We start from the raw sequence: 13745 nt of genomic DNA, 5'->3' as shown, positions 1-13745 counted from the left end.
CTGATGCTGCCATTTTCGTATTCGTTGAGTTCACGATATTTTCTATGGAGGGAGATCGTGCATTCCGGAACATTCAATGGGTATTCGCATACAATACATTATCTCGCAACAATCCCATTATGTAATTAAATTTACTCGCACAAACACCTAGATAGTCGCATAAGATGAATTGAAAATGAATGAGGAGGTTCGCTCGAATGGCAGAATATAGAGAGATTATTACTAAAGCGGTCGTAGCGAAGGGACGTAAATTCACACAGTCTCATCATACGATTAGCCCGCCGCATAATCCATCGAGCATTTTAGGCTGCTGGATCATTAATCATCAGTATGAAGCACACAAAGTAGGCAAGAAGGTTGAAATTCACGGTTATTACGAGATTAACGTATGGTACTCCCACAGTGACAACACAAAGACATCCGTTGTAACAGAGAGAGTACAGTATACAGATTGCATTAAACTGAAATACCGTGATCCTGATTGCTTAGATGATATTGAAGTATGTGCTCGAGTACTGCAACAGCCGAATTGCTGCGAAGCGGTCATTTCACCAAACGGTAACAATATCATTGTTCACGTTGAACGTGAATTCCTAGTGGAAGTTATAGGAGAAACGAAAGTATGTGTCCTTGTAAATCCTGAAGGTTGTGACGATGAAGACTGGGATTGTGACTTAGATGATGAAGAATTTGAAGAGTTAGATCCAGACTTCTTAGAAGGAGACGAAGAATAGCATTTACTAGGAAGACGGCCTCTTCCTAGTTTTTTCTTCTTCACAGTCTAAGACAATTTATCTCATTATGGATGGGAAATAATACAGGGGGCATCTCTCTAGATGCTCTTTTTTTCGTAAAAAAAACCAATCACTTGTTAGGGTGATTGGTTTTTTTATTATAGAATGAGGAATAAACTGATAAAAGCACATGTAATAGAGGCAATTAAGCCGGTCAGGAGGGGCTTGAATCCTAACTGGGTGATGTCCTTTATTCTCACTTGAAGACCCACTGCTGCCATTACCATGATGATCATGAATTTTGACGAAATCTCCAAGATTGATTCAATCGCTACAGGAATTAAACCAAATGTATGGAGTAAAGAGATTCCCAGAAATAAGAAAATAAACCAAGGGAATACCTTCTTGTATTGAGATTCACCTTCTTTTCTCGTTCTCAAAATAAAAGGTAAACAAAACATGACAGGAATCAAGAATAAAGTACGGGCAAGCTTTACCGTAGTTGCAACCTCTCCCGCTTCATCCCCGAAGGCATACCCCACAGCAATTGCTGAAGATGTGTCATGTACAGCGGTGCCTGCCCATATACCAAACGATAATTCTGACATATGAAGAAGGTAGCCAATGATAGGATAGGTAATAAAAGCAATTAAATTAAAGAATACAATCGTCGATAAAGCATAGGCGGTTTCATTTTCTTTCGCCCCGATAATTCCTTTCACGGCTGAAATGGCGGTTGCCCCGCAAATACTGGTACCGATTCCTATCAACAAGCTTAACCGTTTGTCGATACGAAGCCATTTGCCAATGAAATATGTCACAGTAATTCCAACGGAAACCGAAAGAAATATAACCCATAAAGCTCTCTGTCCAATATGGAGGATATCATACAGGCTCAAACCGACACCAAGAAATACGATGGCCACTTTCAATAGTGTCTTCAGTGTGAATTGTATACCTGGATCGAATGATAAAGGAAGTCTGGTTGCATTCTGAAGAATGACTCCAATTAAAATCGCAAATAACAAACTTCCGATAAGAGGGAAGAGAGTTCCTAAACCTTTAGATAATAAACTGATTAAAACAATGATAAAGATGCCCAAAGCTTCTTTAGGAAGGAAGGAATCTTTTTGTATGTCATGATGCAATGTCCTATAACTCCTTTGTGAAAATCAACTATCCCTAAGTATAGTACAACCTTTTATAGACGTGAACTCTAAAGCACTATCGTTTTATTGTATGTTAAAATAAAAAAGATATTGAAACTTTAGCTGTGAAAGGATTTTTTACATGAAAAAAATTTTAGTCCTGGCAGAAAAACCATCTGTCGGTAGAGATATTGCCAAAGTACTTCAGTGCACGAAAAAAGGAAATGGGTTCCTCGAAGGAAACGAATATATTGTTACTTGGGCCCTGGGGCATCTAGTCACATTGGCAGAACCTGAAAGCTATGATGACCGCTACAAATCATGGAACCTTGAGGATTTACCTATGCTTCCCCCATCCCTCAATCTTGTGGTCATTAAGAAGACAGGGAAACAATTTAGTTCAGTCAAAGCACAAATGAACCGTCAGGATGTAAAAGAAATTATCATTGCCACTGATGCCGGCCGGGAAGGGGAGCTCGTTGCCCGCTGGATCATTGAAAAAGCCCGGGTAAACAAACCGTTAAAAAGATTATGGATATCCTCTGTGACCGACAAAGCAATCAAAGACGGCTTCAACAATCTGAAAGATGCAACTAAATACGAAAACCTATATGCAGCTGCCCAAGCAAGATCTGAAGCTGATTGGTATGTGGGAATGAATGCAACCAGGGCTCTGACTACCAAGCACAACGCACAATTATCCTGTGGACGTGTGCAAACTCCAACATTAAGCATCATTGCTCAGAGGGAAGAAGAAATCAAGAACTTTAAACCACAATCATATTACGGCATACAGGCCACAACAGAACGTGGTACGTTTGTTTGGTCAAACCCTAAAAATAACGATACGAAAACATTCTCTAAACAAGAAATCACGAATGTCATGAAAAAATTGAAAGACCATAAGGAAATCACTATTCATTCAGTGAAAAAATCACTAAAGAAAAATTACGCTCCTTCTTTATACGATTTAACTGAACTCCAAAGAGATGCTCACAAGGCTTTTGGATTCTCTGCTAAAGAAACGCTGTCCATCATGCAGAAATTATACGAGCAGCATAAATTAGTAACTTATCCGAGAACAGATAGTAGACATCTATCAAGCGATATGGTCTCCACGTTGAAAGACCGATTGAAAGCAGTGAACGTTCAACCTTATCGTAAGATGGCTCACAATGCGCTACAGGGCTCTATTAAGCTGTCAAAAACATATGTAGACGACCAAAAGGTGACGGATCACCATGCCATTATCCCGACAGAGGTGACACCCTTCCTCCAACGGTTACAGGACAGTGAAAGAAAGGTCTATGATTTAATCGTGAAACGATTTTTAGCCATATTCTACCCTCCATATTTGTATGAACAAACGACTGTAGAAGCCTCGATTGGTGCTGAAACCTTTCAGACGAAAGGAAAGCGGATTGTAGAAACCGGCTGGAAGGAAGTATATGATTTTAATTCAGAAACAGATCAATTGCTATTAAAAATGCAAGAAGGGGATACGTATTCGATTCTTGCAATGAAAGAAACAGAGGGACAAACAAATCCTCCAAGCCGTTTTAATGAAGGAACACTCCTATCCGCTATGGAAAACCCCAAAAAGTTCATGAAAGAAAGCAACAAAGATCTTCTCGACACCATACATGAAGCGGGTGGGCTGGGGACAGTTGCCACAAGGGCAGATATCATTGAAAAGCTTTTTAACTCAGGAGTGATTGAGCCGAAAGGAAAAGAAATCCTTATTACATCTAAAGGAAAGCAGTTATTGGAGTTGGCACCTCTTGAACTACAATCCCCGACACTTACAGCGGAGTGGGAGCAAAAACTTGAGAAAATCGCAAACGGTTCCCTTAATAAACAGGAATTTTTAAAAGAAATCAAAGACTACACGAAGAAATCAGTAAGTGAAATCAAGAATTCCACTAAGAAATTCTCTCATGATAATCTAACGGGTACGAAATGTCCAGACTGTGGAAATCTGATGCTGGAGATTAAAAACAAGCATGGAAAGAAACTGGTCTGTCAAGATCGCGAATGCGGTCATCGGAAAAATATCAGTAAAAAGACGAATGCCCGCTGCCCCAACTGCCATAAGCGCTTGGATTTAAGAGGGGAAGGAGAAGGGCAAATGTTCACATGTGTCTGTGGACATAGAGAAAAACTATCAACGTTCAATGATCGCAGGAAAAAGGAAAAGAACAGCAAAGCTACAAAAAGGGATGTAAATAAGTATTTGAAAACACAACAGAAGGAAGAGCCTGTCAATACCGCATTAGCTGATGCTTTAGCCAAATTGAAATTGGATCAGTAATTTTATGGGGAAGACTCCCTATTTTGGGAGTCTTCCCTATCTTTTTTCGGTTTTAATTGGTAGAATATTTGTAATTATGAAAAAACGGGGTGAAAGAGATGACAACCTTTACAATTGAAGAATTTTTCAAAGCAATTGAAACCGGTGATAAAGTGACAGTGGAACAGTCTTTGAGAAATGACACAAACCTTTGTAACGCAGATAATGAACATGGATTAACGGCTTTGGGAGTGGCTGCACATTATGGACATATGGAAATTGTCGAGCTTCTGTTGAATTTTGGTGCGGATATTAATTCCATATCGAATTCGAAAGTTTCCTACATACCTTCCAACACAGCTTTGCATGCAGGAATAGCTGGAAAAGCCTCTAAAGAACTGGTGGAATATTTACTAAAGCAAGGAGCGAATGTAAATCAAGCCGATTCATCTGGTCACACACCTTTACATATTGCTGCTTTCGACGGAAGTGAAGAAATCGTATCCCTATTACTGGCTCACGGAGACGGGCAAGAGATACAGTCAGGAAATGATCGTACTCCATTGGAAATTGCCAAGGAAAAGAATAATAAAGAATTTCTAAAGGCTCATGATGAATTTACAAAGGGAAAAATACAGTAGCTTCCAGTATGTGTCATGCACCTCTTTTAAGGGGTGTTTTTATTTTTGCACTTTTCAAATGGGTCTTTTCAATCATTGAATATGTATTATGGTATAAAATTTTTTTGGAATAATGTAATCCCTTACATTACTGGTTTAACAACCATAAGTGTAAAGGGTATTTTTTGTTTTATTCTAAAAAAATAATATTTTTAGAAAATTCTGTTGTTTTTTGTCGTTTATCGTATTAGAATAAACGATAAATTCATTTACTGAAGGGAGGACATCGTGATGCTAACATTTCTTGCATCCATCTGTATTCTAGTAGTAGGTTATTTCATTTATTCAAAGGTGGTAGAAAAGATTTTCGGTGTTGATGATTCCAATGTGACGCCTGCATACAAAAAGAAAGACGGCTTAGATTATATGCCCATGAGCTGGTGGAAAGCGAGCCTGGTTCAATTGTTAAACATTGCGGGGTTAGGTCCGATCTTCGGGGCGATTTTAGGAGCTTTATATGGACCTGTAGCATTTATATGGATCGTGATCGGCACTCTATTTGCTGGAGCAGTTCATGATTACTTTTCAGGAATGTTATCACTTAGGCATAATGGAGCACAGTTTCCCTCTATCGTGGGAAAATATTTAGGAAAGCCCGTGCAATCCGTTATGAACATTTTATCCATCGTGTTGATGGTTCTCGTAGCCGCTGCTTTTACGTCGGGACCTGCACAATTAATGGCTGAGGTAACACCTCTGAATTTTATGACGTCTCTTATCCTTATATTTACATACTTTCTAATTGCGACTATCTTACCGATCAATAAGATTATTGGAAAGGTTTATCCGTTCTTTGGAGCAATCCTTATCTTTATGGCAGTGGCGATCGGAATTGGCTTGTTCTTCTTTGAGCATCCAGTCCCAAATCTAACATTTGAAAATTTACATCCAAATGAACTGCCTCTATGGCCTTTACTGATGGTTACTGTATCTTGTGGAGCAATCTCTGGATTCCATTCCACTCAAAGTCCCATCTTAGCCAGAACCTTAAAAAGAGAAAGTGAAGGTCGGAAAGTATTCTATGGAGCGATGGTAGCTGAAGGGATCATCGCCTTGATTTGGGCTGCAGCAGGTATGGCATTCTTCAATGGAACGGCGGGGCTTCAAGAAGCGTTGGCCGCAGGCGGACCTGCTGGAGTGGTAAATGAGATCAGCAAAACGACGTTAGGAACTTTAGGTGGAATACTGGCTGTCCTTGGTGTAATCATCCTTCCAGTTACAACAGGCGATACCGCTTTAAGATCCTCTAGAATGATGCTTGCAGATTTACTGAAAGATCTGCGGAAGAAAGATGTAGAAGGGAAATGGTTGCCGGTCTTGTTGGTCATTCCTGTGGCAATCCCGACGTTTTTACTTACTCAAATCGACTATACCTTCCTGTGGAGATATGTAGGCTGGTCCAACCAGGTAGTAGCAACCGTCATGTTGTGGACCGCTGCCATTTATTTATTACAGCAGGCAAGGTTCCACTGGATTTGCAGCATCCCTGCATTATTTATGACAGGAGTTGTGAGTTCATATATCTTTTACGCTCCAGAAGGTTTTGGTCTGCCCTATTCAACAGCGATGGTAATCGGCTCAGTCATTTGGTTGGCTGTCTTGATTTGGTTTGTAGGACAAGTAGTAAAATACAAACCTCGCCGACAAAAATTACTAGAGATGAACTCAGTAAATTCATAACGATTATCGACAAAAACAGCCTTTTCAGTAGAGAAGGCTGTTTTTTATTTGGAAATTTCAAATGCAGTTACATAGACTCTCGGGAATAAGATTGAATGAATCCAAAGGGAAGGCTGATGTTTTTGTCGAATGAAAACTGAATTTTTAAAAGATTATAACAAATTATTCTACAAATTTCGTAAAATAAGTATGCTACCTTAAGAGAAACGGACAACAGGATCAATCTGTTTTAAGAATGTACATAGTGACAAATAACACAGGAAGTTAGTGTTACAGAATGTATAGTGCATTCTGAAAATGTACGAGTTAAAATAAAGTGAAAATATTTAAAATTCAGACTTTAATTTCAGCCAGTGAAATCTAGTAAGTGTGAAACAATGGAGCAAAAAACAATGAAAGCGCTTACTATTTTTATAAAATCTAATTGTGTAGGGGGTATTGAAGTGTCAGACTTGGTGAAAATTGGACTTATTCAAGCTTCTCATGATGTCGATGGAAGTGAAGGGGTAGACGTCCATAAAGAGCAAGCGATCAAAAAACATGTGGAACTGGTCCGTGACGCGGCAAAAAAGGGAGCTCAAATCATTTGTTTACAAGAAATCTTCTATGGTCCTTACTTTTGCTCCGAACAAAATCCAAAATGGTATGACTCTGCTGAAGAAATACCAAATGGACCCACAACAAAACAGTTCCAGGCGTTAGCCAAAGAGCTGAGTGTCGTCATCGTTCTACCAATCTATGAGAGAGAAGGAATAGCTACTTACTATAATACGGCAGCGGTCATCGATGCAGATGGATCCTATCTCGGAAAATATCGAAAGCAGCATATTCCTCATGTTGGGGTTGGAGAGGAAGGTTACGGATTCTGGGAGAAATATTACTTTAAACCCGGCAACCTTGGATATCCGGTATTCGATACTGCTTATGCAAAGGTAGGAGTGTATATTTGCTATGACCGTCACTTCCCGGAAGGTGCCCGCTTATTAGGTTTAAAAGGGGCGGAAATTGTGTTCAATCCATCTGCAACCGTGGCTGGTTTATCTGAATACTTATGGAAGCTTGAGCAGCCAGCCCATGCGGTGGCAAACGGCTACTACTTAGGAGCTATTAATCGTGTTGGTTTTGAGGGTCCTTGGAATATGGGTGAATTTTACGGACAGTCCTATTTAGTAGATCCGAGAGGCAGCTTTGTTTCCATTGGGAGCAGAGATAGTGATGAGGTCATTATTGGTGAAATGAATAAGAAGCTATTACGTGAAGTTCGGGATACATGGCAGTTCTATCGGGATCGAAGACCTGAAACTTATAACGATATGACGGCTTTACTTCCTTAATAGATTGAGGCTGACGGTGGACCATCATTGTCAGCCATGGTGTGTTTAATAGTTCATGGAAAATAATAGGAAATGGATAGGGGGAAGTCAGTTTGTCTAACACACTTTCGTTACTCAATCTTGAGAAGAATTTTCTCGAAGCCCATGAGGGATTGACAAAGAGGGAAGCAGTGGAGGAAGCGAATCGATGTTTGTATTGTTATGATGCTCCGTGCATAACGGCTTGTCCCACAAGCATTGATATACCTTCATTTATTAAAAAGATTGCATCCGGGAACTTGAAAGGATCGGCAAAAACAATCATGTCTGCAAATCCTGTGGGTGCGAGCTGCTCACGTGTCTGTCCTACAGAAGAGCTGTGTGAAGGGGCCTGTGTACTGAATCATTCTACCAAGCCAATCATGATTGGAGACCTGCAGCGATATGCAACAGATTGGGCAAGACATAACGACACTGTGCTATTTGAAGCAGGTGCGCCAAACGGGATCAGAGTAGGGATTATCGGAGGGGGGCCTGCCGGCCTATCTGCGGCAAGAGAACTCGCACGCTTCGGTTATGAAGTGACTATTTATGAAGCGGAAAAAGAAGCAGGGGGCTTGAATACTTATGGGATCGTATCTTTCCGCCTTCCCCAGAGCGTATCCTTCTGGGAAGTGGAGCAGGTAAAGAAATTGAAAGTCGATATTCGAACCAACGTGAAAGTAGGTCAAGACATATCTGCAGATGAAATCATACAGAATCATGATTTTGTCATCCTGGCAGCAGGTATGTCCCATGTTCCTGATTTAAGAATCGAAGGAGAAGATTTAAAAGGGGTTCATGACGCCATTGAATTTGTTAAGGCAACGAAAAGTGGCAAGCTGACGAAAGACTATGTAGGCAAGAAAGTGGTGGTGATCGGGGCGGGAAATACAGCCATCGATGGAGCTACCTGTTCTGTCCGCTTAGGGGCAGGAAATGTGAAAATCTTGTACCGACGAACACAAGAAGAAATGACGGCCTATGATTTTGAATACGAATTTGCAAAGCAGGATGGAGTAGAATTCCGGTGGCTGACGGCACCTCAGCGAATTATAGGAAATGAAGAGGGTAAAGTAACGGGAATCGAATGCATCAAGATGGAGTTGGGAGAGCCTGATGAGGATGGAAGAAGGCGTCCGATTCCTGTCAAAGGCTCACAGTTTGTGCTTCCGGTGGACGCAGTCATTAAGGCGATTGGCCAAACTCGTCATCTATCGCTTATTGAACAATTCGGACTGGAGCATTCAGGCGGTGTTGTACAAGTGAATCGAGACACCTTCCAAACTTCCGATCCAAAGATTTTCGCTTGTGGAGACGTTGTCTTTGGTAAGGGAGTAGGAGAGGCGATGGTCGTTACGGCAGCAGAGCAAGGCAAACTTGCCGCTTATCACCTACATGCACAATTGGCTAAGGTCCAAGTGAATTAAGATTGTCCCAGGGGGGGAAACTCATGGCAAATTTAAGCATTGATTTAGCAGGAATAAAATCACCTAATCCTTTTTGGTTAGCGTCCGCGCCACCAACGAATTCAGGTTACCAGGTCCAGAGAGCATTCGAAGCAGGTTGGGGCGGAGCGGTATGGAAGACTCTGGGGGAGCCCATAATAAACGTTTCCTCAAGGTTCGCAGCGGTAAGCTTCAACGGTCAAAGGGTAGCCGGATTTAATAATATAGAACTTATTACAGATCGTCCATTAGAAGTGAATCTGAAGGAGATATACGAAACGAAAAAACGATTTCCGAATCATGCCATCATTGCTTCTTTAATGGTAGAGCCCAAACAGGAAAAGTGGCATGAAATTGTAAAGAAGGTTGAAGATGTCGGTGTTGATGGCCTTGAGCTTAATTTCGGATGTCCACACGGAATGGCTGAACGTGGAATGGGATCTGCGTCCGGTCAGGTACCTGAACTAGTGGAGAAACAAACCTACTGGGCGAAGGAGGTGGCCAGGACACCTGTAATAGTAAAACTTACACCAAACATTACAGATATTACCGTCACAGCTGAAGCGGCTGTCCGGGGTGGAGCGGATGCAGTAAGTATGATCAATACAATCAACAGTTTAGCAGGTGTTGATTTGGACTCCTGGAATACCATTCCTCATGTAGGCGGAAAAGGTGCTCATGGAGGTTATTGCGGACCTGCAGTTAAGCCAATTTCATTGAATATGGTTGCCGAATGTGCCAGAAATCCACGTATCAACGTTCCGATCTCAGGAATGGGAGGAGTATCCAATTGGCAGGATGCCGTCGAATTTATGCTTATGGGAGCATCCGGAGTTCAGGTCTGCACTGCTGCTATGCATCACGGTTTTAGAATTGTCGAGGATATGCTTGATGGCTTAAATAATTATTTAGATGAAAAAGGAATCTCTTCAGTCCAGGACATCGTAGGGAAATCAGTACCTAAATTTTCTGATTGGGGAAATCTTGATCTTAATTATAGTGTTGTGGCAAAAATCAATACGGATGTTTGTATTAACTGTAATAAGTGTCATATTGCTTGTGAAGATACGTCTCATCAATGCATTGACATGCTGAAGGACCCCAATGGAAACAGCTATCTAAAAGTACGTGAAGAAGATTGTGTCGGGTGTAATTTATGTTCGATTGTATGTCCGGTTGATGGGGCTATTGACATGATAGAGGTTCCAAGTGGCCATATGCCAATGACATGGAATGAACGTCAAGCGGTAGTGGGGAATCTATCCGGCGCAAAAGTAAATGCGGCGAAATTTTAGGAGGTACGGAAATGAATAAAATTATTCAAAATGGAACCATTGTTACCGCAACAGACACATATAAAGCGGATGTACTTATACAAAATGGGGAGATCGCAGCCATAGGTAAAGGGTTTGATACCAGCAATGCAGAAGTAATTGACGCCATAGGAAAGTACATTTTCCCTGGAGGGATCGATCCCCATACTCATCTGGAAATGCCCTTTGGGGGAACGGTTTCAAAGGACGATTTCGAGAGTGGAACTATCGCAGCAGCATTTGGTGGAACGACGACACTCATTGATTTCTGCCTGACTAATAAGGGGGAACCCCTTCAAAGTGCAATTGATACATGGCATGCGAAGTCTAAAGATAAAGCAGTCATCGATTATAGTTTCCATTTAATGATCGGGGAAATCAATCAAGATGTTCTATCACAGCTTCCTGAGGTTATGGATAAAGAGGGGATTACATCATTCAAAGTATTTATGGCATATAAAAATGTATTCCAGGCAGACGATGAAACGCTTTTTAGAACCTTGATAGCCGCGAAGGAATTAGGGGCGCTCGTAATGGTACATGCCGAGAATGGCGACGTTATTGAGTATTTAACAGAAAAGGCTTTGGAGGAAGGGAAAACGGAACCAATTTATCACGCATTGACTAGACCTCCTGAACTGGAGGGGGAAGCGACTGGCCGGGCGGCTAAACTAACCGGATTGGCAGATTCCCAATTATATGTTGTGCATGTTTCTTGCTCTGATGCCGTTGAACAGATTTCAGCAGCAAGAAGTAAAGGATTGAATGTTTGGGGAGAAACATGTCCTCAGTACCTTGTGCTCGATCAAACCTATTTAGAACGTCCGAATTTTGAGGGAGCAAAATACGTCTGGTCGCCGCCCCTTCGTGAGAAGTGGCATCAAGATGTTCTCTGGAATGCCTTGAAAAGTGGTCAACTACAAACCTTGGGGTCTGATCAATGCTCATTTGATTTCAGGGGGCAAAAGGACCTTGGGAAAGATGATTTCACTAAAATCCCAAATGGCGGACCGATTATTGAGGACCGTGTATCCATATTATTCTCAGAAGGAGTTGAGAAAGGGCGTATCAGCTTAAACCAGTTTGTTGATATCATGTCTACGCGCAGCGCAAAGCTGTTTGGTCTTTATCCTCAGAAAGGAACCATTGCAGTAGGTTCTGATGCTGATGTAGTCATTTTCGATCCAAGTGCTGAGAGAGTGATAAGCGCTGAAACTCATCATATGGCAGCAGATTATAACCCCTTTGAAGGCATGAAGATAAAAGGTGAACCTGTTTCGGTATTATCCAGAGGTGAATATGTCATTAAAGACAAACAGTTCGTCGGTAAGCTGGGAACCGGAAAGTATATTAAGAGAGCAAAATACGGTAAGCTTCTTTCAAGTGAAGAGAGTGAAGCACTTCAATCCTCTAATTCTTAAAAACTTTAGAAAATAATGCATCTTAACTGTAGAACAACTCCTGCCCGAGGAGGAGAGACTGTCTTCCTCCGGCCACTCTTGTCAAAGATTTGGTTTTGCCATCCGATGCAAACAAATAAGGGGTGTTCAAGATGAAAAGAAGTTATTTAAAGTCTCCTGATTTATTACCGATTAAAGAGAGCGAAAGAAAAATCACCAAGCTTGGCTATTCATTTATGTGGGTTGGAATGGTTGTAGTCCTTGCAACCTTCGCCATTGGGGGAGCAGGGGTCGTATCCCTACCCCTGCCTCTTGTTGTGCTTGCCACCATTATTGGGTCTCTTGCGATCGGTCTGTTTATTACATTGACCGGAGATATCGGGATTGAGCATGGGGTATCATTTCCGGTTTATATGAGGGCACCTTTTGGAACGCTGGGAACCCATATTCCCTCTGTAGTTCGTGGTCTGGCTGCATCAATGTGGTTTGGAATAAACACTTACTTTGGTGCAACAGCGATGAATGGTATTTTAAATATTTTATTTGCTTTTGATAATTGGTTTGTGTGTTTCTTGATTTTTGCTGTCCTTCAATTAGTAAATACTGCACTTGGAATCAAAGCTGTGGAAAGATTCGCAGACCTTGCCGCACCGGTCATCATTCTAATTTCTGTATGGATGTATTCTTCCCTATCCGATTCAGCGGCTTCTCAAGGCAGAGACATTTGGAGCTGGGTTGAAAGTCCGGTAACAGGTGCTGCCACGTTTACGGCTTTTCTCGTAGTCATCTTTAGTAATATGGGATTTTGGGCCACATTATCTGCGGATATTCCGTCCATTTCCAGATTCATGAAAGCTCCAAAAAATGAGCGGAATTGGTTTAAGAGGAACAAAAGCTCGTTAATCGGGAATCTTGTAGCTCTCCCTATCACTCAATCATTTATGGTGTTAATTGGTGGGATTTCATATATTGCCGTATTAAATTATGATCCCGTAGTAGCCCTTCAGGAAGCAGCGAGTGGGTTCGTTTTAGGTGTACTCCTACTCATGATCGTCCTGGCTCAATGGTCAACTAATATTGCTGCGAATATCGTTCCGGCTGCAACAATATTCTCTAATGTCGGGGGGCCAAAATTCCCGTTCTGGGCAGGGGTCATCACTGCTGGTATTGTGGGTACGATCGTACAACCATGGAACCTTTTTGGAGTAATCATTCCAGTTCTACTTTTCGTAGGAGGCATTTTGTCAGCCATCGTAGGAATTTTGATTTCAGACTATTACTTAATCAGAAAACGAAGAGTCAATGTACCAGCATTATATGAAGACAAAGGACAATTCAAATATATGAAAGGAGTGAATCTTGCAGGGTTCTTCTCATGGATTATTGGAGGAGTTGCTTCCTATTACGTTCCAAACTTTTCATTTTTGGTCGGCTTCGGCGTTGGAGCTCTTTGCTATTATGTATTGGCTAAATTCTGGTGGTTCAAGAAATACGAGCAGGCAGAGCTGCTGGATCCCAGTGATGAGAAATATCTTGGTTTGTCTGTCGGACGTGATTGGGAAATTGAAGTGGAAGAAGAAGTTGTCATCGAAGAATCTCCAACAGGCACGAGTTTTTCTTAAAACCGCTTTTCAACAGTAATCAACGGTGCGGAAACACAAAGTCGCAAATCTTTTAGAGTAGAGAGATCAAGAAAGGGT

The 13745-nt window shown here is 41.5% G+C and carries 10 protein-coding genes; 9 read left to right on the top strand and 1 reads right to left on the bottom strand.

The annotated features are described in order from the left end of the window. Nucleotides 1–197: 197 nt before the first annotated feature. A complete protein-coding gene (locus TV75_RS03780) occupies nucleotides 198–734 on the top strand; it encodes an outer spore coat protein CotE (RefSeq protein WP_044337322.1) in 537 nt (178 codons plus the stop codon). 158 nt (nucleotides 735–892) lie between these two features. On the opposite strand, the gene TV75_RS03775 is transcribed toward TV75_RS03780, so the two are convergent. Further along, nucleotides 893–1882, bottom strand: coding sequence for a YeiH family protein (locus tag TV75_RS03775; protein ID WP_052504416.1), 990 nt, complete (start codon nucleotides 1880–1882; stop codon nucleotides 893–895). A 142-nt stretch (nucleotides 1883–2024) separates the two neighbouring features. Here TV75_RS03775 and TV75_RS03770 point away from each other — a divergent pair, with 142 nt between their 5' ends. The 8 genes from TV75_RS03770 to TV75_RS03735 all read left to right on the top strand — a co-directional run bounded on the left by TV75_RS03770 (nucleotide 2025) and on the right by TV75_RS03735 (nucleotide 13667). Next, a complete protein-coding gene (locus TV75_RS03770; RefSeq protein ID WP_044337321.1) occupies nucleotides 2025–4193 on the top strand; it encodes a DNA topoisomerase III in 2169 nt (722 codons plus the stop codon). Between the two features lie 98 nt (nucleotides 4194–4291). Next, nucleotides 4292–4813 (top strand): ankyrin repeat domain-containing protein, encoded by a 522-nt coding sequence (locus TV75_RS03765; protein WP_044337320.1) that lies wholly within the window; start codon nucleotides 4292–4294, stop codon nucleotides 4811–4813. Between the two features lie 270 nt (nucleotides 4814–5083). Then, a complete protein-coding gene (locus TV75_RS03760; protein ID WP_044337318.1) occupies nucleotides 5084–6532 on the top strand; it encodes a carbon starvation CstA family protein in 1449 nt (482 codons plus the stop codon). Nucleotides 6533–6975: 443 nt separating this feature from the next. Next, on the top strand, nucleotides 6976–7866 hold the full coding sequence (locus TV75_RS03755) for a nitrilase-related carbon-nitrogen hydrolase (protein ID WP_044337317.1): 891 nt from the start codon (nucleotides 6976–6978) through the stop codon (nucleotides 7864–7866). A 92-nt stretch (nucleotides 7867–7958) separates the two neighbouring features. Further along, nucleotides 7959–9314 (top strand): NAD(P)-dependent oxidoreductase, encoded by a 1356-nt coding sequence (locus TV75_RS03750; protein WP_044337316.1) that lies wholly within the window; start codon nucleotides 7959–7961, stop codon nucleotides 9312–9314. A gap of 23 nt (nucleotides 9315–9337) precedes the next feature. Beyond that, nucleotides 9338–10627 (top strand): NAD-dependent dihydropyrimidine dehydrogenase subunit PreA, encoded by a 1290-nt coding sequence (gene preA, locus TV75_RS03745; protein ID WP_044337315.1) that lies wholly within the window; start codon nucleotides 9338–9340, stop codon nucleotides 10625–10627. An 11-nt stretch (nucleotides 10628–10638) separates the two neighbouring features. Further along, nucleotides 10639–12066 (top strand): dihydropyrimidinase, encoded by a 1428-nt coding sequence (gene hydA, locus TV75_RS03740; RefSeq protein ID WP_044337314.1) that lies wholly within the window; start codon nucleotides 10639–10641, stop codon nucleotides 12064–12066. Nucleotides 12067–12197: 131 nt separating this feature from the next. Beyond that, nucleotides 12198–13667, top strand: a complete 1470-nt coding sequence (locus tag TV75_RS03735; RefSeq protein WP_044337313.1) for an NCS1 family transporter — start codon at nucleotides 12198–12200, stop codon at nucleotides 13665–13667. Nucleotides 13668–13745 lie beyond the last annotated feature (78 nt).

It is taken from the genome of Rossellomorea aquimaris (assembly GCF_000935355.1).
Taxonomy (GTDB): Bacteria; Bacillota; Bacilli; order Bacillales; family Bacillaceae_B; genus Rossellomorea; species Rossellomorea aquimaris_B.
The sequence above is the reverse complement of the archived record's forward strand: the minus strand, read 5'-3'. Positions and strand labels throughout refer to the sequence as shown.